Origin of the sequence: Gilliamella sp. B14448G11, assembly GCF_016101765.1 — a bacterium.
Classification (GTDB): domain Bacteria; phylum Pseudomonadota; class Gammaproteobacteria; order Enterobacterales; family Orbaceae; genus Gilliamella; species Gilliamella apicola_N.
Genome location: NZ_JACFPX010000001.1, coordinates 208,996 through 234,804 on the forward strand (window position 1 = coordinate 208,996; position 25,809 = coordinate 234,804).

The 25,809-nt window shown below is 33.8% G+C and carries 19 protein-coding genes; 11 read left to right on the top strand and 8 right to left on the bottom strand.

The window, feature by feature from the left end; genetic code table 11:
- Positions 1 to 261 precede the first annotated feature (261 nt).
- The 3 genes from mukB to mukF are packed head-to-tail and all read right to left on the bottom strand — an operon-like array spanning position 262 to position 6,771.
- On the bottom strand, positions 262 to 4,680 hold the full coding sequence (mukB, locus tag H3S88_RS00935; protein WP_198226356.1) for a chromosome partition protein MukB: 4,419 nt from the start codon (positions 4,678 to 4,680) through the stop codon (positions 262 to 264).
- A 2-nt stretch (positions 4,681 to 4,682) separates the two neighbouring features.
- Entirely contained in the window at positions 4,683 to 5,405 is a 723-nt protein-coding gene (mukE, locus tag H3S88_RS00940) for a chromosome partition protein MukE (protein WP_198226712.1), read from the bottom strand.
- A 43-nt stretch (positions 5,406 to 5,448) separates the two neighbouring features.
- Positions 5,449 to 6,771 carry a chromosome partition protein MukF gene (gene mukF, locus H3S88_RS00945; RefSeq protein ID WP_198226354.1) on the bottom strand — a complete coding sequence of 441 codons (1,323 nt, stop codon included), beginning with the start codon at positions 6,769 to 6,771 and terminating at the stop codon, positions 5,449 to 5,451.
- A 320-nt stretch (positions 6,772 to 7,091) separates the two neighbouring features.
- On the opposite strand from mukF, the gene H3S88_RS00950 reads away from it, so the two are divergent.
- From H3S88_RS00950 to H3S88_RS00960, 3 genes are read left to right on the top strand one after another with little or no spacing between them, the layout of a single operon-like run.
- A complete protein-coding gene (locus tag H3S88_RS00950) occupies positions 7,092 to 7,388 on the top strand; it encodes a hypothetical protein (RefSeq protein WP_198226352.1) in 297 nt (98 codons plus the stop codon).
- Positions 7,389 to 7,418: 30 nt separating this feature from the next.
- Positions 7,419 to 7,592: a hypothetical protein gene (locus tag H3S88_RS00955; protein WP_198226349.1), complete on the top strand. Its 174-nt coding sequence runs from the start codon at positions 7,419 to 7,421 to the stop codon at positions 7,590 to 7,592.
- Positions 7,561 to 7,815, top strand: coding sequence for a hypothetical protein (locus tag H3S88_RS00960; RefSeq protein ID WP_198226347.1), 255 nt, complete (start codon positions 7,561 to 7,563; stop codon positions 7,813 to 7,815). The genes H3S88_RS00955 and H3S88_RS00960 overlap by 32 nt, the downstream gene beginning before the upstream one ends.
- Positions 7,816 to 7,937: 122 nt before the next feature.
- Here the strand turns inward: H3S88_RS00960 and H3S88_RS00965 are convergent, their stop codons facing one another.
- The gene (locus H3S88_RS00965) at positions 7,938 to 9,326 is read right to left on the bottom strand and encodes an MFS transporter (protein WP_198226345.1); all 1,389 of its coding nucleotides are present in this window, start codon (positions 9,324 to 9,326) and stop codon (positions 7,938 to 7,940) included.
- Complete coding sequence (locus tag H3S88_RS00970; protein ID WP_198226343.1) at positions 9,320 to 9,589, bottom strand: hypothetical protein; 270 nt, start codon at positions 9,587 to 9,589, stop codon at positions 9,320 to 9,322. Before H3S88_RS00970 ends, H3S88_RS00965 begins: the two co-directional genes overlap by 7 nt.
- 1,289 nt (positions 9,590 to 10,878) lie before the next feature.
- Here H3S88_RS00970 and pntA point away from each other — a divergent pair.
- Both pntA and pntB read left to right on the top strand, forming a co-directional pair.
- Positions 10,879 to 12,411, top strand: a complete 1,533-nt coding sequence (pntA, locus tag H3S88_RS00975; protein ID WP_086308484.1) for a Re/Si-specific NAD(P)(+) transhydrogenase subunit alpha — start codon at positions 10,879 to 10,881, stop codon at positions 12,409 to 12,411.
- Positions 12,412 to 12,426: 15 nt separating this feature from the next.
- On the top strand, positions 12,427 to 13,815 hold the full coding sequence (gene pntB, locus H3S88_RS00980) for a Re/Si-specific NAD(P)(+) transhydrogenase subunit beta (protein WP_198226341.1): 1,389 nt from the start codon (positions 12,427 to 12,429) through the stop codon (positions 13,813 to 13,815).
- A 60-nt stretch (positions 13,816 to 13,875) separates the two neighbouring features.
- Here the strand turns inward: pntB and H3S88_RS00985 are convergent, their stop codons facing one another.
- The 3 genes from H3S88_RS00985 to oxyR form a co-directional block, all read right to left on the bottom strand.
- Positions 13,876 to 14,913: a hypothetical protein gene (locus H3S88_RS00985; RefSeq protein ID WP_198226339.1), complete on the bottom strand. Its 1,038-nt coding sequence runs from the start codon at positions 14,911 to 14,913 to the stop codon at positions 13,876 to 13,878.
- 194 nt (positions 14,914 to 15,107) lie between these two features.
- Positions 15,108 to 15,752, bottom strand: coding sequence for an HTH-type transcriptional repressor FabR (fabR, locus tag H3S88_RS00990; protein ID WP_198226337.1), 645 nt, complete (start codon positions 15,750 to 15,752; stop codon positions 15,108 to 15,110).
- A 2-nt stretch (positions 15,753 to 15,754) separates the two neighbouring features.
- On the bottom strand, positions 15,755 to 16,681 hold the full coding sequence (gene oxyR, locus H3S88_RS00995) for a DNA-binding transcriptional regulator OxyR (RefSeq protein ID WP_086327616.1): 927 nt from the start codon (positions 16,679 to 16,681) through the stop codon (positions 15,755 to 15,757).
- A 437-nt stretch (positions 16,682 to 17,118) separates the two neighbouring features.
- Here oxyR and pcnB point away from each other — a divergent pair, with 437 nt between their 5' ends.
- The 6 genes from pcnB (at position 17,119) to sppA (ending at position 25,760) form a co-directional block, all read left to right on the top strand.
- A complete protein-coding gene (gene pcnB / locus H3S88_RS01000) occupies positions 17,119 to 18,453 on the top strand; it encodes a polynucleotide adenylyltransferase PcnB (protein WP_256925579.1) in 1,335 nt (444 codons plus the stop codon).
- A 74-nt stretch (positions 18,454 to 18,527) separates the two neighbouring features.
- Entirely contained in the window at positions 18,528 to 20,885 is a 2,358-nt protein-coding gene (gene lptD, locus H3S88_RS01005; protein WP_198226335.1) for an LPS assembly protein LptD, read from the top strand.
- An 85-nt stretch (positions 20,886 to 20,970) separates the two neighbouring features.
- Entirely contained in the window at positions 20,971 to 22,284 is a 1,314-nt protein-coding gene (surA, locus tag H3S88_RS01010) for a peptidylprolyl isomerase SurA (RefSeq protein ID WP_198226333.1), read from the top strand.
- Positions 22,277 to 23,074 carry a 16S rRNA (adenine(1518)-N(6)/adenine(1519)-N(6))-dimethyltransferase RsmA gene (rsmA, locus tag H3S88_RS01015; protein WP_198226331.1) on the top strand — a complete coding sequence of 266 codons (798 nt, stop codon included), beginning with the start codon at positions 22,277 to 22,279 and terminating at the stop codon, positions 23,072 to 23,074. The genes surA and rsmA overlap by 8 nt, the downstream gene beginning before the upstream one ends.
- Before the next feature lie 4 nt (positions 23,075 to 23,078).
- Positions 23,079 to 23,897 carry a bis(5'-nucleosyl)-tetraphosphatase (symmetrical) ApaH gene (gene apaH / locus H3S88_RS01020; protein ID WP_198226329.1) on the top strand — a complete coding sequence of 273 codons (819 nt, stop codon included), beginning with the start codon at positions 23,079 to 23,081 and terminating at the stop codon, positions 23,895 to 23,897.
- A 27-nt stretch (positions 23,898 to 23,924) separates the two neighbouring features.
- Entirely contained in the window at positions 23,925 to 25,760 is a 1,836-nt protein-coding gene (gene sppA, locus H3S88_RS01025; RefSeq protein WP_198226327.1) for a signal peptide peptidase SppA, read from the top strand.
- Positions 25,761 to 25,809 lie beyond the last annotated feature (49 nt).

Genomic DNA, 25,809 nt, shown 5'->3' on the forward strand with positions numbered 1-25,809 from the left:
AAGTCAATTATGATTACAGTTAATTTTCACATGAAAATAAATAACCTTTTGATTAATTATAAGTATTTTAAGGGAAATGATATTTTTTTTACTTAACCTTAACTTTTTTAAATAAAAAAAATATATTTTTTGACAAAAATAGAACTATTTTTTGCATAAATACAAAATTAAACGATAAAATATTTTTCTACTTTAGCATACATCATATACGACTAAATTTCTTAAAAAATAAAATATTGCTGGCAATCACCAGCAATATTATTAAGCAAAGCCTTTTAATCCAACAACATGAACATGCTCTTGATTATTAATAACTTTACGAACTAATTTGTATGTAGTCCCTTTTTCTGGGCTGATATTTTCAGGTGCTGCAATAATGAGCTGCATTTCTAATCGTTCACATAGCTCAAAAAGCGTTGCAATTGATTTAGCATCAAGACGAGCGGCTTCATCTAAAAATAATAGTCGGCATGGTGAAATATCTTTATTACGCAGGCGCTTAGATTCTTCTTCCCAGCTTTGAATTACCATCAATAAAATTGACATACCAGTACCAATCGCTTCACCAGTTGATAAAGCACCACTTTCGGCACGTAACCAGCCATCAGCGCCACGATTAACCTCAACGTCCATCTCTAAATAGTTTCGATAGTCAAGCAACTCCTCACCGATATTCTGCGCAGTACGTTGCCCCATATCAATATGTGGATTTAAGCGTTGATACAGTTTAGCTAAAGCTTCTGAGAAAGTGATTCGATTGTTGCTAAACAGATCTTGATGTTCACTTTGCTCATCAGACAAAGCAGCTAATAATGAAGAATGGGCCTCACGAACATTTACGTTTAAACGTACACCATTAACTTGACCAAATGCCACTGCTTGTAAACCTTGATTTAACATGCGGATACGATTTTGCTCACGTTGAATAGTTTTACGTATAATATTTGCCACGCTTTTGGAACTTATCGCTAATTGCTGCTCACGCGAAGTAAGTTCTTCAGTTAAGCGAGATAATTCGATTTCCATTTGTTCAATAGCTTCAATTGGATCATCAGTTTTCACTATATCTTGACGAATTCGTTCTCGCAGATGTTTATAAACTGCAATATAGAATTGAATTTTACGCTCAGGCCGTTTTGGATCTTCGGATAGCCTTAATACATCACGCAGATGTTCATTATCATTCACAGCCAAACGTAGTGAACCCAATGCCTTATCCGACATAGAACGTAGCTCATCAGCACTTAGATAAGCAAGTTCCCGGCGATGTAATCGACGTTCAACACTATTATCTCTGACTAATCTTAATACTAAACACCACCCAGCTTTAGCTTGTGCCACTTGTTCACGTAATTGCTTGTAATCACGTAATGTTTGGGTCAAACGTTTTTGCATTTGTGTCATTTCGCCTTCACAAACAATCAATTGTTTTTCAAGTGAGATACATTGCTGACGATTATTATTAAGTTTTTGATGAATTTCATCACGTCGTATTCTGGCACGCTCTTCGGTAATCGCATCGGCTTTTACACCAATTTGTTCTATCTCATTCTGTAGTTCATTAAGCATATCTCGCTTAGTTTCAAAAGCACTTTTTAATGAGGCAAATGTCTGATTATACTGATTATATTTATCTTGATATTGCTGCATTTGACGACGAGATTCAGTTCTTTGTGCTTCAACCACTTCCAATCGAGAACGCAATTTTTCATTTAAATCAGTATTTTCACCTAACATACCAGCCGAGTCTTCATAACTAAAGTGAGATCGACGCTGCATCACTTCAGTTAACGCAAATATTTGTTGGCGAATAGTTTGTTGTTGCGCTTTTACGGTGTTGTATTGCTCGCGTAAAGCTTCATTTTGTTCAGGATCGCTTTGTAAAACTGCAACAATTGGCTCCAGCTCTGAAACTGTATTATGGTTCCGACTGACATATTGTACTGCTTCTTGTGCTTCTGCTAATTGTTCACGCAAGTCATCAACTCGATCTGCAAGATCGTCATCAGCCAATAAATGCATTTGTGCAACAAGTCGATTAACGATAGTTAATTGTTCTTTAAGGCTTGATACTTGTTGCTGATTTTGTTTATCAATACTTTCTTGTGATGATAACTGACGTCCGATTTCAGTACGCCTAGTTGCTAATTTTTGTGCTTCAGCTTCAGGATCAATATCAAAAGCTACCGCTAAATACTGACCGATAAATTGCCCAACATTTTGCTCAATTCGTTGTAACTTTTGTAAGTCAAATGATACAGTTGCATAACGTTCATGCAGTTGGTCTCGTTCAACTGATAATTTTTCAAGATGAACCTCGCGCGCAGCCCGGCCAAATAATGGTACTTTAGGAAAGCTAGAAAAACGCCACTGGCGCTCCCCCGTTTTAACCAATACTGCTTTATCCATTTCTTCACAGTCAAATACACTATCATCAAATGATGATGGGTCACCCTCAATAAAATAGATATCTTCAGGATAATCTTCTTCACTTGCAGTAAGAGTTTCAAGTTGTGTTTTTACTAAGGATAAATCGGGCACCACAATAGCTTGCCTTGATGGACCATATACTGCTGAAAAATAAGGGGCATCATCAATAGTGACATCTTCATAAATTTCAGATAGTAATACACCATTAAATCGTTCTGCCAATGCCGATAATCGTCCATCATCAACCCCACTTGGTTGATTAAGTTGTTCAATTTGTATATCCAGTTGATTACGTCTAGAATTGATTTGATCACGTTCAGTAACAAGTATGCGTTCCTGTTCAAGCAATTGCTGCATATGTTGTGTGACCGTTTGGCTATGAGTAAATGTTTGACCAGTTTGTTCTTGCAAAGAAATTAAAGCATCTTGCGCTTTTAACCATGTAGGTGCTTTTTGCCGATATTCAGTAATCTTCGCTTGAATTTGTTCCAGTTCTTGTCTAAATTCAATTCGTTTTTCACTTGATTCATGAGCCAGCTCCGCACTTTCTTCTAATTGTACTTCAAGCGCTTGTTTTAATTCATCCAGATCATCGTAATTAACTTGACGTCCAATACGTTTACAAAATTGGGTTAATAATGATTCTGCTTCTTTTTGCTCAAAAAAACGTTGTTCTAATTCATCTAGTTGTAATTGTAAATGTTCAGCTTGATCAGCTTGATAACATTGTGACGGCCATATCCTTAATGCTTCTTTGGCTGCAACAAATGCATCACTGCGAACCACATCACCTACTAATTTGACAACAAGTTGATAAGCTCTATCAAATTGATTGATCGCAGCATCAGAAACACTGAGTCTTTGCTCAAGTTCTAATACTTGTTCAGTTATCTCTTTTTGTTTTTCATCAAACTCCTCAAAATGATTTTCAATATTACTAAGACCTAATTTAGGTAATTGGCATAAAGACTGCGCATTTTTAAGAGCTTGCAGTGCTTGTTGATATTGAATAGCTCGGGTTTGTTGAACATCAAGCGCTTGCTGGTAATCAGCCAGTTGTGTTTTTATTTCATCAACTTCTTGTTCTGTGTGTTCAAATTGATCACGATAAATTTGATATTGTTCCTTAGCTTCAAGTACTACTTCATTTTGTTCTTCAAGCTTTACATTTAAATCATCTAAATCTGCTTGATAGCGATCAATCTTTTCTTGTTGACGCAATGCCGTTTGTGCAAGATTTAGATGATCATTGGCTGCTTGTAAATCAGTTTCCAAATCGCTTTGTGCTTCTTGATATTCTTTCAACTCTTTCGCCATTTCAACTTGGCGGAATTGATTACTTAAAAGCAGATCTTGTGTTTTAAACATATCTCGGCGTAAGCCTAGCACGGATTCAATGTGCACACGACGTTCATTAGCATGACGCATGTAGTCAGCAGCTACATAGTTAGTCGATTCGGTAATAAGATGTTTAAACAAATCTCGATCAGATTGCGTAACTCTAATAGCTTCTAATGTCATTCGATTTTCACGTAGTGCGGCCTCCATATCTTGGAAAGCTTTACGTACACCGCTATTTTCGGGCAATAGATAATCACGTAGTGAACGGGTAATAGCGCTTGAAATACCACCATAAAGAGAAGCTTCGATCAGGCGATAATATTTACTACGATCGGACGATGTACGCAGACGCTTTGGTAATATACCAAAGTCAAACATCACCGAATGATAGTCAGTAATTGAGTTAAATTGTTTAAAAATTACGCCATCCATTCCCTCAATTTTTTCTTTTAACTCAGGTAATGAAAGGATTCGTGCTTGTTTATCGTTTAAACGTTGAGTGACTAATTCTGTTGGAGTAATACCAACAGATAAACCTTGTATCAAAAAAGGTTTAATATCGACTTTCTTATCTCGACCAGCTACTTGCTGTAAACGTACTCCACAAATTATACGTTGATTACGAGAATTAATTACATCAAGCATAGAATAACAGACACCAGGTTTTAATTTTCCGTGTAAACCTTTATCTCGTGAACCAGATGTTGCCCCTGCTTCAGTTGTGTTTCTGAAATGTAATAAAGTTAAATCAGGAATTAAAGCAGTAACAAAAGCTGCCATTGTGGTTGATTTACCCGCACCATTACCACCAGAAAGAGTTGTAACCAATTTATCCAAATCAAAGGTTCGAGCAAAAAAACCATTCCAGTTTATCAGTGTCAATGAGTGAAATTTACCATGCCCAATCATAATTATTCTATCTCCTCATTAACATCTTGGTCTTCATTATTATCATCTAAGGTAAGTGATGATTCTATCTTGATTGCTTCACCATCACGGATTAAACGCAATTGAGCTTCTTGCACATCATCACTACTACGAACTTCTGCACCAAAACGAAAAATTGATTCATTAATGCGAAAACGGCTACTGTCATTACCAACAATGAAGAAAATCATACCAAGTCTACGTAATCGATTTAAAGCAGTTTTGACTTTATCAAATAACTTTTGACGATCTAAATCAGATCCAGTAGATCGCTGATTAACTAATTTAAGCAATTTACTTTCATCAGCTAATGATATCAGTTCATCAAACAACTCTTGCAACGTAAAAATCCCTTCATGAGCTAATCGTTCTGGACTTAAGTAAAGGTAACAAAGCACTTTGCCAACTAGCATTTCTAACTCAGATAATACCGAGCGAGGAATTAACGTTGTTGAGCGAGGTCGGAGATAAAAAAAACCTTCTGGTGCTCTTATTAATTCAACATTATAACGTTGGTAAAATTGTTCAAGTTCTAGTTGAAAGTCCATTAAAAATGCATGATGATCAAGCTCATCAATGCCAATATGACGCCCAGAACGCAAAGTACTATCAAGCTCAGGAAAAATTGGGTTTGCAATTGCTTGCGCCAATTTAACTGGCATATATTTATCAATGGATGCTTGTGAACTTGCCGCTATGCGTCCCATAACTTCATCAAGATGATGTGCTGTTTGTTGTGTTTCAAAATCTTTAGTATCTGTTGATGACATGTGCTTGTACCTTAGCTCCATAATCGTTAATAGGTTTCCATTCGTTAGGTATACCGAGCAAATCATCTTCGGCAATACCAAGTCGAATAGCCTGATCGATAAATAACCTTGCTATATCAAAATGTTGTTCGCGTGGAAATTGTGCTAAATAGCTACAAATTGCAATACCAATATCAAGTGGTTTATTTTCTTGTTTAAAAATCAATAAATTTTGTTCAATATGTTTAATAATATGTTCTTGAATCTCTTCAATCATTTCAAATTCAAGTTCTGAAGGTAATTCACCTGTAACTTCTGCTTCATGTAATGCGAGTTCTTCATCACGCATATCAAGTAAACGATCAGCATTTGCAAACGTAAGAGACCATGGTAAATCAAAGTAACTCTGAATTGATTTACGTAATCGTTGAGAAAATACACGGTTTTTATCTAAATCAATCGCTGTTCTAATAAATTTATGAACATGTCTATCATAACCTATCCAAAGGTCTATCGCTTTTTGCCCCCAACCAATAATTCGATCTAATTTACTTTGTAAATCTAGTACTACATTGTTAATTTTATCAAGTTCAGGATTATCAAGCGTTGCATCTTGAATTAATAACAAACTGGCTTGTAGTTTATCGCCTGCTGCAGCTAAAGTATCTTGCAACTCACGAAGTGTTTGTGATGTCTCTGTTAACAATTCTTCACAACTACTAATTGCTGCTTGCCAATCTTGGCTTAATAAAGCAGATATATTTTGCTTAACTTCAGCTTGTTGCTCATCCATAACTCGTTGTGTTATATCAATACTATCAAAAATTTCAGCAACCGAATATTTTAAAGGGGCAAAGACATTTCGATGCCAATGTAAATCATCTCCTCCCTCGACTGCTGCATCTGCAGCACGTTTCAATTCTTGTGCCACAATAGATAATTGAATGGATAAACGGAGTGACGAAAATTCACGCTGTCGAATATAATAATCAGAGATCCCTATTCCAAGGGGAGTTAAACGATAAATCGAATAACCATCAGTCATTTCACTTGCAAAACGTGTAATTAAACGCTGACGCACTAAATCATTAATGGCATTATTGGCTCTTACAGTGATAGTATCTTCACTTTGTTCAAAAATCTGTGAAACATGCCGAAAAGCATCAATTAATTCCGACTCAGTCATTTCACCATCGAAACGCTCGCTATTTAATACAGCAATAGCCAATAAAAAAGCTAACCTTTCAACAGGTAACGTAATTGAAAAATCATTCTTTTTTGCCCAAGAGACCAGTTCAGGTACTGATTGGGAAAAATCCATCATAGAGGTTTCCTTAGATTAACGTATCGTTTTATGTAAAAGTACCTTAAAAAGTTTAATAAACGCAATATATAGTTTTAAAGACAAAATATTACAGATTATATAACAATTTGTAATAGTTAAAAATAACCAAACTTAAGATTTATCATTAGGTGATTGAATATAAACAGTAAGTGAACATTTATTTATCTAGCTTCATTTTAGATTCTATATTGCTTTTATCAAATTTATCCTATCCATCACCCATACTCAGCTTAACATTACCAAACATCAAAAAAATAATGATAATCATTATCACTTATATTTAAAATAAAGGTGAATATATGCGTAAAATATTTCTTTTAACTCTAGTAGGATTTGCTACTTGCTTTATAACTCAAACAGTCTCTGCCCATGGTATCTGGATTGCCAATCGAGTTGATCAAAAACAGATTATTTTAGGTGAAGGCCCATTGGATAACGGTTATAACCCAGATACGGTAAAACAAATTCATGCCTACACAAACGATTGGATGCCATCATCTATCATAAAAAAAGAACACAGTAACTATGTGACCATTGAGCCATCCGACAAAATATCAGTTGTGACAATTGATTTTGATTATGGATACTGGACATAAAATGCAGATGGAAAGTATGTTAATTTACCCATGAATCAAGTCCAAGGTGCCACTACTGGTACTCATACCATAAAATATAGTGTAAATTATTTATCATCTGTTACTAATCCTAAAATCATTAAAAATATTCCATTACAAATTGTACCTAAAATTGATCCAACTAAATTAAAACGTGGGGGACACATTACCTATTACTGTTTATAAAGACGGTCAACCTCTTGCAAATGTTCCTGTAATTATTGATGTAGTAAATAATTTAGATCAAACTATAAAAACCGATAATAACGGAGAAGTTGATATTATTGTTCCTAACCAAGGTTTAAATGTCATTGGTGTTGAAATTGGTTTTCCAATTAAAAATAGCAAGTTAGCTACCCAAGATAAATTCTTCACAACATTAGTTTTTACTTTAATATCAGAAGAGTAGAATATAAGTTTTCGAAAAACATTAAACAGCAGTAAACCAATAAAGAGACTATTTATTAAATGCACTCAGAGTTAAAAATCCTAGATAGTATTATCTAGGATTCGCTGAAAGTTTAATATTTTTTATAACTCTGCATTAATAGGTCTAGGAATTAGAAAGCTAGAAAGTAAAGCTAAAATGGTAATAATTAATCCCAATAACATACCGTTGAAATAACCAGTTAATGTATTTGCATTTACCATTTGTATAGCGGGTAACAATGCAAAACTTAAACCTGCACCTAGATTAAATGCACCAGCATTCATACCCGGTAAAAACCCTGGATTATTTGATGGCGATAAAACGATACCTAATCCATTTAAGATAATATTAGCCATTCCTGCATAAAAAATACCTAATGCTATAACGCAAATAGATAAAATTGTTAAGGAATGAATACCATAAAACATGATTACTAAAATACCAATAATACAACCCAATAAACCTAGTTTTAATACTTTATTATATCCCATCGTTGGAGCTAAACGACCTGAGAATGGGCCAATAAACCAACCAATTAATGCATATGGAGTAAGAAGAATAAGTGAAGCCCAATCAGGATCAAGTCCAAAACCTATTTCATGATTTTGTGCTATTGACATAACTAAACCATTTACTATCGCAAAAATACCTGTCATGGTTAATGTTGTGGTTAATAATAAAGCCCACGTCGCTCTTCTTTTTAAATGTTCGATTGTAACCAAAGGTTGTTTATTGCGTTTTTCGGTACGCCAAAATAACATAAAACAAACAATAGCAAACAATGTGAGTCCAGTGACATAAAGCCAATTGGCATTGCCAATATTACCAGCCTCATTAAGTGCTAATAGCAAAGCTGCAATAGTAAGAACAATGAATAGAACACCTATCCAATCCATTTTAGTTCCAGCTGACGGTTTTGATTCTGGAGCAAAACGATAGACAAAATAGGTAGAAATAGCAGCAACGACAGCAATAACCCAAAATACTGAACGGAAACCAAAATAAGTAGCAAGTAAGCCACCTGCAATTGCATCAACACCAGCAATACCACCATTTACAGCTGTAATAATTCCCATTAACATACCATATTGTTTGGCATCTTTAACTTCATAACTAAGCATTAATAAACAGAGTGGTACAACAGGACCTGATACACCTTGTATGATTCGGGCTGCATACAATACTTCTATATTGGGTGCTAGTGCTGCAAGTATGGTACCTAATGTCATAATAAGCAACATAAAGGTTAATACTTTTTTACGACCTTTTATATCACTCAAACGAGGTAAGAATAGTGAAAATAAAGCGGCAGCAGTAAAAAAAGAGGTTTGCGATAAACCAACAGCTGCATCATTGGTTCCTAATTCTTTAGCTATTGTTACTAATACTGGACTTAACATGCTTGCATTAAGTTGAAATGCAACACAAGCTGCAAGTAACGCAACCATTAATGTTATAATATTTTTCTTTTCCTTACTTTGATCTAACATACATTTACCTCACAGGAGCGTTCTAAAGAATCAAGAATTAAATCAATTGAATATTTTGAGCCTAATTGTATAGATGCTTCTGGTCGTACTTGAACATCTAATACTGAATCATTATTAATATTTAGTGTTCTGTCGACTTTTCTGACAAAGGGTTTAACAGCAATTAATTCAATATTAGGATTACCCTGTGCCAATAAAATCGCGTTAGTATCATGATGACAGGGATCACAATCTAAAATAATTTTTTTCGGCTGATTTGTCATAAATCGTTTCCTCTAGTAAATTTATTTATTAGCCATTTTTTAAAGTAAACTTTGATGAAACGGCATATTGAGAACTTCTTCACTATTTATTGTCAAAGAAGCAAAAACAGAAGCATAACTTGCTGAGTAGTAAAGTGATTCGCCTTTTGCTAGTGAGACACAAAGCTCTCCATAAAAAGTATCTTTTGCACCTGTTATATCTAAAGTTATGGCTAAAAAGCGTTAATGTATTGATGATCTTTACCATTAAAAATCAGTGAATCTTTACTAACTAAAGTAAAAATAATGGGTTGAATACCTACTGAATATATTTTTTAAGCAACAAGTTTTACTGTATCTAAATTAGTCACATTAAACTCGCCTCGGTGCTGTTTTGGGATAATAGTTGAATGATATTTTTAGAGTGTGGAGTAGGATTAAATACAACTTTTTCTCCTACAGATTTAGGTAATTTCATTGCATTAAAAACAGTATTAATAATATTTTCAAGTTGAACTAATAAAATATCAGATTTTTTTAAATAAGGTTCTAAGATTACAATTTTTTTATTAGTAATTGTTAAATTCCCCTAAGATAAATGGCAATCATACTTTCATCTGAAATATAAATAACTGCATTACTTATCGATTCTTTCTTAGATTGATATAAATTAAACGTATTAATTTTTGCTAGTATGAGAAGATTATGTCCAAATTAAATAAATTAAATTGTTTCAATTTAGATAACAAAATAAACTTTCTCTTTAACATAACTAATAACAAAAGATAGATTAGTATGCTTTACCAGCTTGGTTTGTCATATTTGTTTAACTAATATTACCATACTACCTTTTAATGGCTCTAAATATTAGAGCGACAATGCTAATATTAATTAAATGCCTCAAAACACACATGCTATTATTCATATTTTCACTTCGTTTTTTGTTTTTCTTCTAAATATCTAATTTAGATTAGATCTGAATTGAATCATTAAAAGAATATTAATTATCATATCTTATGAAGTAAAACAGAAGCAAACAGAACAAAGCTTAAATATGGTTAATTGCTTTAAAAATAGAAAAACATCTTAAAAAAGTAACAATTTTGACTTAAAAATAAACAAACAGATATTTTATATCTACAATTGCTTTTTTACTATTTAACGTATTTATCGAGATAATCATATAATATTATAAAAAATAATAATGTGGATTGAATGATAAAAAATAAATTACTTACTCGCTCTGACGCTATTTTATGCTAGAATCAAAGTACTATTACCAACTCACTTTAACATAAGGATGAAATGCAATGCATATAGGTATACCCAAAGAACGGTTAGCCAATGAAGCTAGAGTTGCAGCAACTCCCCAAACAGTTGGACAACTGTTAAAACTTGGATTTACAGTTTCTGTAGAACAAGGCGCAGGACACGCTGCTCATTTTGAAGATCAAGCATTTATTGATGCTGGAGCAACAATTCAAAATAATCATGATATTTGGCAAAATGACCTTATTTTAAAATTTCATGCACCAACAGATGAAGAAATTTTACTAATGAAAGAGGGATTAACTCTCATTAGCTATATTTATCCAGCCCAACATCAAGAACTTTTAGAAAAGCTTGCAGCTAAAAATATAACTGTTATGGCTATGGACTGTGTTCCACGTATCTCACGCGCTCAGTCCCTTGATGCATTAAGCTCAATGTCTAATATTGCTGGTTATCGATCTGTTATTGAAGCAGCAAATCAATTCGGTCGATTCTTTACTGGTCAAGTAACGGCTGCAGGTAAAGTACCGCCAGCAAAAGTTTTGGTAATTGGTGCAGGAGTTGCAGGCCTTGCAGCAATTGGCGCAGCAGTTAGTTTAGGTGCAATTGTTCGTGCATTTGATACACGCCCAGAAGTTGCAGAACAAATTAATAGTATGGGTGCTGACTTCTTAGAGTTAGATTTCGAAGAAGAAGCCGGTTCTGGTGACGGCTATGCAAAACAAATGTCTGCTGCCTTTATTGAAGCTGAAATGGCATTATTTGCTGAACAAGCAAAAGACGTAGATATCATTATTACTACAGCATTAATCCCTGGAAAACCAGCACCAAAACTTATTTCGAAAGAAATGGTTGAATCAATGAAACCTGGTAGCGTTATCGTTGATTTAGCAGCCTTAACGGGAGGCAACTGCGAGTTAACAAAACCAGGCGAAGTATTTGAAACAGACAATAATGTAAAAATTGTTGGTTATACTGATTTAGCTAATCGTATGCCAGCTCAAGCATCTCAACTTTATGGGACTAACATCGTTAATTTATTAAAACTGCTTACTAAAGAAAAAGATGGCAGCATTGATATTAACTTTGAAGATGTGGTTATCCGTGGTGTAACGGTAGTCAAAGATAAAGAAATCACTTGGCCTGCACCACCAATTCAAGTATCGGCTCAGCCTCAGAAAAAAGCAGCCGAACCTATTGCAAAACCAGAACCAAAACCAATGGATCCTCAGAAAAAATATGGGATTTTAGCGTTAATCATTATTGCTTACTTCTGGTTAGCAAACTCAGTACCTGAAAGCTTTTTAGGACATTTTACTGTATTTGCGCTATCTTGCGTTGTTGGTTATTACGTAGTTTGGAATGTTACCCATTCTCTACATACACCACTTATGTCTGTAACCAATGCTATTTCCGGAATTATATTAGTTGGGGCTATATTACAAGTCGGTGATGATAATGGCTTAACTACGGCAATTGCATTTATTGCTATTTTGATTGCTAGTATTAATATTTTTGGTGGATTCTTTGTTACCCAAAGAATGCTAAAAATGTTCCAACGCGGCAAATAAAGGAGAGAATCAATAATGTTAAGTAACGGAATTATTCAAGCAGCCTATGTTATTGCTGCATTACTTTTTATATTCAGTTTACGAGGTCTTTCCAATCAAGAATCAGCTAAATCAGGAAACATCTACGGTATGATCGGTATGGCAATAGCTCTTATCGCAGCAATTGCCAGCATAAATGGTGGATTACACTGGATCATTATTGCCATGATTATCGGTGCTGCTATTGGTTTGTATCTAGCGAAAAATGTTGAAATGACACAAATGCCTGAATTGGTTGCTTTGTTACATAGCTTTGTGGGTATGGCAGCCGTTCTTGTTGGTATAAACAGCTTTTTAGATCCACACACAGTTGCAGCGAATGAAATAACAATTCATTTAGTTGAAATTTTTGTAGGTGTATTTATCGGTGCAGTTACTTTCTCTGGATCAATTGTAGCCTTTGGAAAGTTAAATGGTAAAATTAGTTCAAAACCATTATCTCTTCCAAATAAACACTATCTAAATCTAGCGGCAATAGTTGTATCAGTTATCTTGATGTTTACATTTATCAATGCACAAACTGGTGCAGGCGCCCTAGTTTGTTTACTTATCATGACAATTATTGCACTAGTATTCGGTTTCCACCTTGTAGCATCAATTGGTGGTGCGGATATGCCTGTTGTTATATCAATGCTTAATTCCTATTCTGGTTGGGCGGCAGCAGCGGCAGGCTTTATGTTACAAAACGATCTTCTAATTGTAACTGGTGCGTTAGTGGGTTCTTCTGGTGCAATTCTTTCTTATATCATGTGTAAAGCAATGAATCGTTCATTTATCAGTGTTATCGCTGGTGGATTTGGGAGCGATGGTAGCGCAGCGAGTTCATCTGATGAAGAACAAGGTGAGTATCGTGAAATGCAACCTGCTGAAGTTGCACAAACATTAAAAGAAGCCCGTTCTGTTATCATCGTTCCTGGCTATGGTATGGCTGTAGCTCAAGCACAAGGTGCAGTAAGTAATATTACTGAAAAATTGCGTGCAATAGGTATTGAAGTAAGATTTGGTATCCATCCTGTTGCTGGTCGTTTACCGGGTCATATGAATGTATTATTAGCAGAAGCAAAAGTACCTTATGACATCGTTCTTGAAATGGATGAAATCAATGACGACTTCCCTGATACCGATGTTGTGTGGGTTATTGGTGCAAATGATACTGTTAATCCAGCGGCTGAAGAAGATCCTAATAGCCCTATAGCAGGTATGCCTGTTCTTGAAGTTTGGAAAGCAAAAACAGTGATTATTTCTAAACGCTCAATGAATACCGGCTATGCTGGCGTGCAAAACCCACTATTCTTTAAAGAAAATAGCTATATGTTATTTGGCGATGCCAAAGATAGTGTTGAGAAAGTATTACAAAATTTATAATAATTAACTATTATAAACATGCTAAATGAACTGCGACTTTTGTCGCAGTTTTTTTGAGCATTAATTTTTATTATTTGAAAATATATCTGACAAAAAGTTAACTACAAGACGTGTGATTTCACTATGTATTTCACTTCTTTGGCGAATTCCTCCATCTTTACAAATAATTCCTTCACCATGTTTTTCTTGGTTTAATATCTCTATTGCATTAGTTTTACACATTTGGATAAAACTAAAATGCATTGCATCCGGAATAGTAATATAAGTGGAAGATGACTTTACTAAAAATTGTTGAAAGTAGCCCGATTCAAGTTGAGCATTTGTATCATCTAGATCAACGCCTGCACCAATAATAAGTGAAGGTATTTTAATTTCTTGCAAGCTTTCAATTGTAAATCCTCTTGTCAAACCAGCATCTAAAGATATGAAAGCTTTTATTCTTGGGTCTAACATACTTTTATTCAGATCTGAATTTGCTAAACCAAGTTCAGATAGCAAATGACAACCTTTCAAATAAGAATGTATCTTACAATCCTGATTAAAGGAATTAGTCGAAAATCTAGCGCCAGAAAGCGCTATTACAGACCAACCACCGAGAGAATGCCCTATAGCGGCAATCTGATTAAAATTAACAATATTTGAAAATGTTTGATTGCTAATTAAAGCATCAATTGTTTTACTTAAATCTTGTGGACGTAACCATAGTTTAGATGATTGTTCAATATTGCGATCAAATATTGTTGTTCCTGGATGATTGGGAGCAGCAACAATATAACCTTTTAAAGCAAGTTCATTAGCAAGCCAGCTTAGATTTTGCCAACTTCCACCATAACCATGTGAAAGCAAAGCTAATGGATATTTAGTCGTACTGATTTTCGGTACAGCATCAGGAATAACTTCATGACCATAAAAAATAGCATTTTCAGCTATAGTAACAGCGCCATGGTTATTGTTAGTAGGATACCAAACGGCAATATCTATAGGTCTACCATCTTGTTTATCATAATGAATTTTCTTAAAACCTATATTTTCTGATGCAGAACAGATAAATGGAAAAAATAAAATAAGAAAATTAAGCAAAAAGTATAGTTTAACCATTAAATTAATTCCTATTAAAATATGCAGCTATTTTTAACTTTAACAATTACGCTTAATTAACGATATAATAAATTTAACAAATTGTTAATCAATAGTTTATTTTATTAGGCTACGCAATGAATAAACAGAATGGTAATTTAATTCTTGTCAAAAAGTTTCAGGTTAACTATACGTTTGAGTATAAAAACTTATAATTAAAATTTTCCTTCTTTAATTAATTCTTTGTGATAAAGATAATAGGCACCACGTGAAACCATTCGAAGCTGGAAAATAAGATCTTCGATTAATTTTTGACGTTGAATGATATCAAAATCAATCGCTTCTGCTCCTGCATTAAAAGCAATGGTTACCATTGCTTCTGCTTGTGCTACGTTATAATGATGAGGCATTTGGTTAGCATTATCCAAATAGTCAACCAATTCTTCAATAAAATGTTGAATTTCACGCGCAATGGCTGACCGAAAGGCCGATGAAGTCCCAGCTTTTTCACGAAGTAATAGTAAAAAAACTTTGGGATTTTTATCTATAAACTCAATAAACGTTGTTACTGAAGTACGCAACACGCTACCACCTTTTTCAATACGTTTTCGTGCTTGGCGCAGCAATTGGCGAAGAGTTAAACCACTTTCATCAACCATTGCTAAACCTAATTCATCCATATCACGGAAATGTCGATAGAATGATGTTGCAGCAATACCTGCTTCTCGAGCAACTTCACGCAAACTCAAACTGGCAAATCCCTGCTCTGCATTCAATTGATTAAAAGCTGCATCAATTAGTGACCGACGAGTTCTCTGTTTCTGCTGTGCGCGTACACCACTGGTTTTAATATTTTTCATTTTTAATTTGTTGATGTTAATAAACGTTCTTTTTCAGCAAATACTTTTGGCATATGTTCACGAATCGTTTTTGCTATTGTTTCATAACGTGAACGCAAAGGTGAACCAGGTCTATAAATCAAAGCAATACTACGTACTGGAACAGGGTCAGTACATGGAATATAGCATATATTATCTCGTATTCTTTCATTTGGAGCTGCTAGCTCAGGAAACAAGGTTATTCCTCGACCAGCAGAAATCATACTACGCAAGGTTTCTAAACTGGTTGCTTTAAATTGTTTATCTTCGTCAATACCTACTTGAAAACAATATCCCATAGCATGTTCACGTAAACAGTGCCCATCTTCTAACATTAAGAATTTTTCACCTTTTAAATTAGAGAGTTTAACTGTTTGTTTATTTGCTAACTCATTATTTGCTGGAACAGCTAAAAACATTGGCTCATTAAATAACGGTAATTCTATAAATTGCGCTGTTTCTTTTACTTGCGCAATTATCGCACAATCCAACTTACCACTTTCAAGTTGAGCGACAATATTAGCAGTCTGTGCTTCATGTAAATAAAGCTCTAGTTGAGGAAAAGATTCATGTAGTACCGTTATTACATGTGGTAATAAATAAGGGGCAATAGTTGGTATTAAACCGATATGCATCGGCCCAGACATCTCTTCACCTTGGCGGCTAGCCATCTCTTTAAGGATTTGAATATTGCGTAATATCTCTTTTGCTTGCTCAACAAGCATCATTCCTGTTTGAGTAAATAAAACTTTGCGACTAGTACGTTCTAGTAACATTACGCCTAGTTCATCTTCCAATTTTCTGATTTGCCCACTTAAAGTTGGTTGACTCACGTTGCAAGCATCAGCAGCTTTACGAAAATGACGAAATTCAGCTAACGAAACAAAATATTCCAAATCACGAATATTCATAATGTCCCCAAAATAAGTTATCAGTTAATGGTATATACTCAAACGATTTTTATTGACTAATTCTGTTTTGAAAAAATTAACATATTAAAAATATAACTCACATATTTATCATGTTATTTATACAAACTATTTCTTTCAATAAATTAAAAATCTTTGAATATAGGTTAGTTAATCATAATTAGATAGTAAAATTACACATAAAATACATGTAAATAGATAATGTTGCTTTCTACAGCAATATTGCTAATTGTACTATATAAAGTGCTATTGTTGATAATTATGTTTAAAAATTTAAATACAATATTAAACTAAAATCATAAAATATTTAATTTTACTATAGTTAAAGTTAACAAATGAAGAAAAATGGAAAGTTATAAGTAATTGAGATATAATTTCGCGCAATATCACTTGAGTAAATACACTTTCAGAGGTGCACTATTTTTAAACATGTCTCTCGCTTTTGCCGTAAAATGTTTCACATTGAAGAACAAAAAAAATCTCGGTATATTTCCATTTCTCGCAATGAACATAATATTTCACGTAAAGATATTAGTGAAAATGCATTAAAAGTTCTTTATAGATTAAACAAACAAGGGTATGAAGCTTACTTAGTTGGTGGGTGTATTCGTGATCTTTTACTTGGTAAAACACCCAAAGATTTTGATATCGCAACCAATGCGACACCAGAACAAGTGCAAAAAACATTCCGCAATTGCCGTTTAGTGGGAAAACGGTTTCGTTTGGCACACATTATGTTTGGTAAAGAGATTATTGAAGTAGCAACCTTTCGTGGTGAACACAGCAACCAAGATGAACAAAACAATATCGCCAAACGTTCCCAATCGGGAATGTTACTGCGTGATAATGTATACGGAACAATTGAACAAGATGCCGTTCGTCGTGATTTCACAATGAACGCTTTTTATTATAGTATAAAAGATTTTACATTACGTGATTATTGTGGTGGCTTAAAAGATTTACAAAATGGAATCATTCGTTTAATTGGTGATCCAAAAGTTCGTTATCGAGAAGATCCAGTTAGGATGTTAAGAACGATTCGTTTTGCCGCTAAACTTGATATGCAAATTGAGCCATCAACCTCTGAACCAATTAAACATCTTGCACCTTTGTTAAAAAATATTCCGTCAGCAAGACTTTTTGATGAATCGCTAAAATTATTACAATCAGGCAATGGTTATAACACTTATTTATTATTAAGAAAATATCATCTTTTTGAGCAGCTATTTCCTGTCATTGAACGGCTATTTACTCAAAATAATAATAGCTATTTAGAAAAAATGATTGAGCAAGTTTTAAAAAATACTGATTACCGCATAACTAATAAGCAACGTGTTAATCCAGCATTTTTATTTGCCGCTTTTTTTTGGTATCCAATTATTGAACAGGCACAATTAACTTGCGTTGAAAGTGGTTTATTATTTCATGATGCATTTTCAATGGCTATTAATGATGTACTAAGTGAACAATGCCGAATTATTGCAATACCTAAAAGGTTGACAACAATAATGGGAGATATCTGGCGTTTACAATTACGAATGAAAAAACGTGAAGGTAAACGTGCATTTGCAATTTTGGAACATCCTAAATTCCGTGCAGCTTATGACTTATTAGAAATGCGTGCATCCATCGAAAAAGGTGAGCTTTTAGCTCTGGCTAAATGGTGGGATGAATTTCAGCATACTTCTGTTGACAAAAGAATAGTAATGGTTAAGCAATTGAGTAAAACAAATAAGCGAAGAGCCAAACATTAATTTTTCGTTCGCACTTTTGTAAATAATCGTTATAATGTTTAGCATATAATAATCATAACTACCTTTAATCATTGATGAAAAAATTAACGCCGTCATTTATTGCAATTACCGTTACCCTTTCATTGTCTAATAGCTGTTACGCTATAGGTTTACCTAAAGCTGAAAGTAATAATCCACAATGTCTTGCCAATGTTCCTAAATTTGATCGGCCTTTAGTTAAAGGTGATATTAACACATTACCAGTTAATGCCGAAGCAAACCAATTTAAAGCTATTTATCCAAATACAGTCATTTATCAAGGTGATGTTTCAATAGAACAAGGAAACCGCACAGTACAAGCGAATAAAGTTACAATTGACTCAACGAATAAAAATAATCGTATGGCAATCTTACAAGGTAACATTAATTATCAAGATAATTTGATCAATATAAAAGGCAATAATGCATCAATGAATCTTAATAATAATGATACTCAAATTAGCCCTGGTGAGTACCATCTTGTCAATCGTCTTGGTCGTGGTGATGCTGATGAGATGAAACTTGAGAAAAATCGATTGATAATTCTAAAAAATGGCAGTTTTACCTCATGCCCTGTCGATGACAGTACTTGGAGTATTAAAGGTTCAACGATTATTCACGATAATGAAGAAGAATTACTTGAAGTATGGAATGCAGTATTTCGTATTGGTAAAGTTCCCGTGCTCTATTCGCCTTACTTACAATTACCTACAGGTAATAAGCGTCGCTCTGGTTTATTAATTCCTAATATAAGTTATGACAGCGTCAGTGGTATTGATTTTGCTTTACCTATTTATTGGAATATTGCACCTAATTATGATGTTACATTCACTCCAAGGGTATTGCAACGTCGAGGTATTCAATTGCAAACTGAATTCCGTTATTTAAATGAGCTTGGTTTAGGTACACTTGCATTCGATTGGTTACAACATGATGCAAAATATGATGAAGATAGGGATAGGTTATTAAACGGTGATAACTATGACGACAATCGTCATCGCTGGTTATTCTATTGGAAAAACGATGAATTAATTAATTACAATTGGCGTTTTACTGTTGATTCGACACGTGTAAGTGATAATCAATATTTAGCAGATTTAGATTCTAGATATACATCCCAAACAGCAGGATATCTCACTCAGTTTTATAAACTGGGTTATAATGATCCTAACTGGGATATTACCTTGGGCTATAGACATTTTCAAGCCTTTCAAGATGGCGTGAAAGATTCATTGTATCAAACTCAACCACAACTAAATATTAATTATTATAATTATGATTTTGGACCGCTAAAATTTAAAACATTTTCCCAAGTATCTCATTTTATAAGCTCTGGAAAGAATAATCCTAAAGCTTGGCGCACTCATATTGAGCCATCAATTAATTATACTTTAACTAATTCTTGGACAATATTAACAACTTCAGCCGGTATAATGGCAACCCATTATAATCAAGATAATATAAAAAGAAATATTGATCGATATAAACAGTTAGATAAAAATGTAAACCGCTTTATACCTAAATTTAGTATTGACGGTAAAATTATATTTGAACGTGACTTCAATTTCATTAATGGTTATACCCAGACATTAGAACCGCGCGTAAAATATATCTATATTCCATACCGAAATCAGTCTAATATAGGAACTTATGATTCCACCTTATTACAATTTGATTATGTAGGTCTGTTTAGAGATCAACCATACAGTGGATTAGATCGAATTGCTTCTGCTAATAATATAGCCACAGGGGTAACAACTCGTTTTTACGATAACAATAAAGTTGAGAAGTTTAATTTATCCATAGGACAGATTACTTATTTTACTAAATCAAAAACCAGTGAACATAATACTGGATTAGACGAGAATTCGGATACTGGTAGTATCACTTGGGCTTCAGATAATTTTTGGCGGATTACTAATGATATGATTTTCAGAAGTGGGATACAGTATGATACTCGAATTGATACCGTATCCTTAGCTAATGCAATATTTGAATATCGCCCATCAAGTGAAAAATTATTACAGCTATCTTATCGTTATGCTAACCATAATTATATCAATACGGTTGATTTAAACTCTTTATATAAGAATTATAAACAAGATATCTCACAAGCTGGATTTGTTACGGCGTGGCCATTGTCACAAACCATCAATGCAGTAGGTTCATACTATTACGACATCAATTTAGGGCAAACAGCCGATAGCTCAATAGGGTTACATTACAGTGATTGTTGCTGGGGAATGACCATACAATATGGGCGGAAGTTAACAGATTGGGACTCAATTACGCGTAGTAGTAAATACGAAAATAAACTCTCGGTTAATTTTGAATTACAAGGTTTAGGGCGTAACCGTGATGCGAAAGCAAAAATGTTAAACTTTGGTAAACTACCATACACAACAACATTTTAATGAATATATTAATTTTACTTAATATAACTAATTAAATTAATACAGTAATATTTATACTGTAACAAACAATATGAGTAGCGCAAATATGAAACTAACAAAACTATTGATTACTTTAAATTTAAGTTTAACCATAGGACTACTTACTCCATTATCAACCGTTGCCGCACCTAAGGTTATTGAACGAGTAGCTGCAGTAGTTAATAATAATGTCATTTTGGAAAGTGATATTAACGACATGTTAAAAACTATTAAGGCCAGTACAGATGCGAGCAATCTACCTAATGATAAAGTATTAAGAGAACAAATTCTGGATCGCTTAATTATTGAAAATTTAATTTTACAAAAAGCAGCGAAAGCCAAGATCACAATCAATGATGATGATGTCACCAATGCTATTGCCAGAATTGCAGATCAAAACGGTATGACGATTGATGAACTCAGAAGTCAACTTTCAATAATGGGTATTAGTTATAGCAGTTATCGGGAGCGAATTCATAATGACATGTTAATTGAACAGACCAGAATGAATGAGGTTAGACCTAGAATTAAAATCTCAGAAAAAGAAGTTGAAACATTGACTAAAAATCTTGCTGAACAACCAGCCAACAATAAAGATGTCAAAATTAGTCATATTCTAATATCAGTACCAGAAAAAGCATCTAAACAACAAATTGACACTGCAATTAACAAAGCAAATGATATTATAAATCGGGCACAAAAAGGTGAAAGTTTTGCAAAATTAGCAACGACATATTCAAATGATGATTTCGCTTTAAAAGGTGGCGATATGGGTTGGAATAAACTCAACGAACTACCAACTATTTTTGAAGAACGGCTTGTTAGAGCACCGAAAGGCAGTATTATTGGTCCAATTCGTTCTGGCGTTGGATTACATATTTTGAAAGTCGATGATACTCGTACAGAAGCTCCCCAAAAATATACTATTGAAGAAATGAATGCTCGCCATATTTTAATTAAAACAAATGTATTGGTGACAGACGAAATAGCTAAACAAAAGTTGAATGATATTCGCAAATCAATAATCAGTGGTGCAATAAGTTTTGAAGCAGCTGCAAAAGCTAATTCCGAAGATCCTGGCTCAGCCGAAAATGGAGGAAATTTAGGTTGGAGTCGCCCTGATGTCTATGACAGTGGATTTAGAAATGCCCTAGTTCGGTTAAAAAAAGGTGAAATCAGCCAGCCAGTTAAATCATCTTTCGGTTGGCATTTGATTCAACTACTCGATACCAAACAAACTGATGGCACAAATGCAGTTAAACAAGATCGGGCTTACCGATTAATATTCAATCGTAAATTTAGTGAGGAAGCTCAAGTGTGGATTCAAGAATTAAAAGGCGATGCCTACATTAACATTACAGGTGAAGATAAGCATGAATAATCGTGTACACCAAGGGCATTTCGCCCGTAAACGATTCGGACAAAATTTTTTACACGATGACTATATTATTGAAAGCATTATTGCAGCTATACAGCCTAAAGCAGATCAAGCTCTAGTAGAAATTGGTCCTGGACTAGCTGCATTAACTATTCCAGTTAGTAAATACGTTGACCATTTAACGGTTGTAGAAATTGATAGAGATTTAGCCAGTAGATTGATTGATAATCCTTTATTAAGTGATAAATTGACAGTTATTGAACAAGATGCTCTGACATTTGATTTTAATGAATTAAAGCAACAATTAGGTAAACCATTAAGAGTATTTGGTAACTTACCCTATAATATCTCTACACCGTTGATGTTCCATTTATTTGAATATGCCAATATCATTACTGATATGCATTTTATGTTACAAAAAGAAGTAGTAACTCGACTTGTCGCCGCACCTAATTGTAAAGATTATGGTAGATTAAGTGTAATGGCCCAATATTTTTGCCAAATTATTCCAGTATTAGAAGTACCTCCAACATCATTTAAACCAGCACCAAAAGTTGATTCTGCGGTTGTAAAGTTGATTCCATATAAAGAAAAACCTTATCAAGTAAATGATGTCAAAATACTTTCTCGTGTAACAACTGAAGCATTTAATCAACGCCGAAAAACGATCCGTAACAGTTTAGGCAATATGTTTACAGCCGAACAATTAGTTGAACTCAATATTGATCCAAATTTACGCGCTGAAAATCTAACCGTGCAACAATATTGCCAACTTGCAAATGCATGGAAATAATATTATGGCAAATTTACTCATTGGTGATATTCATGGTTGTTATGATGAATTCATGCGATTACTTGAAAAGGCAAAATTCTCATCTTCAGATACTTTATGGTTAACAGGGGATCTGGTTGCCCGAGGACCTAAATCATTAGATGTTTTACGATTTGTTAAGCAACATAGCCAGAAAATTCGTTTGGTTTTGGGTAATCATGATTTGCACTTATTATCAGTATATGCTGGTGTTACACTTGTTAAAAAGAAAGATAATTTAGATGAAGTCATCAATGCTCCCGATTATGATGAACTTATGAATTGGCTACGTAAACAGCCATTGGTTCAAATTGATGAATCATTAAAATTAATCATGACCCATGCAGGTATTTCACCACAATGGGATCTTGAATTACTAAAAAAATGTGCTCACGATCTGAATGTTATGCTATCTAGTGATTCATATCCCTTATTTTTAGATAAAATGTATGGTAACTTTCCTGATGAGTGGTCATCAGAATTACAAGGATTAGATCGCCTACGTTATATTGCCAATGCGCTAACACGTATGCGTTTTTGTTATGAAGATGGTCGGTTAGATTTTTATTTTAAAAAATCACCAGAGCAAGCGCCAATAAAACTTAAACCTTGGTTTTTATTGCCAAGTAAAATACCCAAACAATATAGTATTGCTTTCGGGCATTGGGCTGCATTAAATGGTAAAGGTACACCAGAAAATGTTTATGCACTTGATACTGGATGTTGTTGGGGCGGAAAACTGACATGTTTACGATTTGAAGATAAAAAATATTTCAAAAAACGTAATATTGAAACGAAAAACTAAAGTTATTATTAACAAGGACTAATTATTATGTCTGCATTATCTGTCATAAAATCTATTTGGAAAGTGATTAATGTAATAAGAGAAACGTTTCTTAATTTGATATTCTTAGTTATTATTCTGCTTATCTTAGGCGGTATTGGCTTAATAAATGAAGCTCAAAAACAAGATACAGTTCCTCAATATGGTTCATTGGTTTTGGATCTTGAAGGTGTTATTGTTGATAACACAAATTACAGTGATGAAATATATGCACTGCAAAATAAAATTTACGGTAAAAAAATCAACACTTCCCGCGAAAATAGTTTGTTCGTATTAACTCAAAAAATTGCCCAAGCAACCACCGATCCAAATATTAAAAGCATTATTTTAAAGTTAGATAATTTTGTTGGTGCCGATCTAAGCTCTTTACAATATGTGGGCAAGTATTTAACCAGATTTAAAGAAGCTAAAAAACCAATTTATGCTTTTGGCACAAGTTATAATCAAAGCCAATATTATTTAGCCAGTTATGCCAATAAAATCTATCTAACACCTCTTGGCTCAGTCAACGTATATGGATTAGCAGCTAACAATTTATACTATAAAACTCTACTTGATAATTTAAAAGTTAATACGCATGTTTTCAGAGTAGGGACATATAAATCTGCCATTGAGCCATTTACTCGTGATGACATGTCGGAAGATGCGAGAAATAATACAACTCGTTGGTTAACTCATATGTGGGATAATTACCTTAATGATATCTCAACACAACGAAAAAAGGCCAATTCACAATTAGTGCCTGCACCTGAAACAATGCTATCAGAATTAAGAGCAGCTAATGGTAATATGGCTCAATATGCTTTATCTAATGGCTTAGTTGATGTTATTGCTTCAAGTCATCAATATGAATTAGAATTCACTGATCAACATGAAATTAGTATTTACGATTATCAACTTAAATCAGAAAATGAACAATTAGTTGGTGATAATAATAAGAGTAATACTCCACTTATCGCTGTTGTCTTTGTCAATGGTACTATCACCAATGGTGAAAATAGCAATAATGTAGCAGGAAGCGAAGACATTGTTCAGCAACTTAAAGAAATTCGTAGGAACCTAGATAAGCAAAATATACAAGCTGTAGTATTACGCGTAAATAGCCCTGGAGGTAGTGTTGATGCATCTGAAGCGATTCGTAGTGAATTAGAAGCTTTACGTAGTTATCAAATTCCTGTCGTTGTTTCTATGGGAGGAATGGCTGCATCAGGTGGATACTGGATCTCAACTGAATCTGATTATATTGTTGCAAGTCCAAACACAATTACAGGCTCTATTGGTATCTTCGGTATTATTTCAACATTTGAAAACTCTCTATCTCATATTGGTGTTTATAGTGATGGAGTAAGTACATCACCATTGGCAGGCAATAATTTAACTAAAAACTTGCCTGAAGAAACAAACCAATTAATTCAAATGAACATCAACAATGGCTACCAAACATTTATTTCGCTAGTAGCAAAAGCGCGAAAAATGACAACAGAACAAGTAGATAAAATTGGACAAGGTCAAGTCTGGTTAGGAGCAGAAGCAGACAAAATCGGGCTTATTGATAAGTTAGGTGATTTTGATGATGCCGTTGAAATAGCTGCAACATTAGCAAATTTAACTGATTATAAAATTGACTGGCCAAAATCTGAAGTAAATTGGTTTAATGCATTATATTCAGATATGGTAGCTATTTTACCTCAATCAACAGCTGAGATATTATTTGAACATCTTCCCGAAGCAAAACAGCTAAAACAACATATCTCTTTATGGAATAATTTTAACGACACCCAAAATCGTTATATTTATTGCTTAAATTGTGCTGATGTTCGTTAATTTATATCACTATCCGCCAATATGGCGGATAGAATTTTTCATTTATTGC

Bases quoted from the DNA above. Each gene is read 5' to 3' on its own strand.
- lptD (WP_198226335.1), top strand. From the start codon at position 18,528: ATGAAAAAATTAACGCCGTCATTTATTGCAATTACCGTTACCCTTTCA.
- H3S88_RS00950 (WP_198226352.1), top strand. From the start codon at position 7,092: ATGCGTAAAATATTTCTTTTAACTCTAGTAGGATTTGCTACTTGCTTT.
- rsmA (WP_198226331.1), top strand. From the start codon at position 22,277: ATGAATAATCGTGTACACCAAGGGCATTTCGCCCGTAAACGATTCGGA.
- H3S88_RS00955 (WP_198226349.1), top strand. From the start codon at position 7,419: ATGAATCAAGTCCAAGGTGCCACTACTGGTACTCATACCATAAAATAT.
- H3S88_RS00965 (WP_198226345.1), bottom strand. From the start codon at position 9,326: ATGTTAGATCAAAGTAAGGAAAAGAAAAATATTATAACATTAATGGTT.
- apaH (WP_198226329.1), top strand. From the start codon at position 23,079: ATGGCAAATTTACTCATTGGTGATATTCATGGTTGTTATGATGAATTC.
- mukB (WP_198226356.1), bottom strand. From the start codon at position 4,680: ATGATTGGGCATGGTAAATTTCACTCATTGACACTGATAAACTGGAAT.
- H3S88_RS00985 (WP_198226339.1), bottom strand. From the start codon at position 14,913: ATGGTTAAACTATACTTTTTGCTTAATTTTCTTATTTTATTTTTTCCA.
- sppA (WP_198226327.1), top strand. From the start codon at position 23,925: ATGTCTGCATTATCTGTCATAAAATCTATTTGGAAAGTGATTAATGTA.
- H3S88_RS00970 (WP_198226343.1), bottom strand. From the start codon at position 9,589: ATGACAAATCAGCCGAAAAAAATTATTTTAGATTGTGATCCCTGTCAT.
- mukF (WP_198226354.1), bottom strand. From the start codon at position 6,771: ATGATGGATTTTTCCCAATCAGTACCTGAACTGGTCTCTTGGGCAAAA.
- pntA (WP_086308484.1), top strand. From the start codon at position 10,879: ATGCATATAGGTATACCCAAAGAACGGTTAGCCAATGAAGCTAGAGTT.
- fabR (WP_198226337.1), bottom strand. From the start codon at position 15,752: ATGAAAAATATTAAAACCAGTGGTGTACGCGCACAGCAGAAACAGAGA.
- surA (WP_198226333.1), top strand. From the start codon at position 20,971: ATGAAACTAACAAAACTATTGATTACTTTAAATTTAAGTTTAACCATA.
- pntB (WP_198226341.1), top strand. From the start codon at position 12,427: ATGTTAAGTAACGGAATTATTCAAGCAGCCTATGTTATTGCTGCATTA.
- oxyR (WP_086327616.1), bottom strand. From the start codon at position 16,681: ATGAATATTCGTGATTTGGAATATTTTGTTTCGTTAGCTGAATTTCGT.
- mukE (WP_198226712.1), bottom strand. From the start codon at position 5,405: ATGGGACGCATAGCGGCAAGTTCACAAGCATCCATTGATAAATATATG.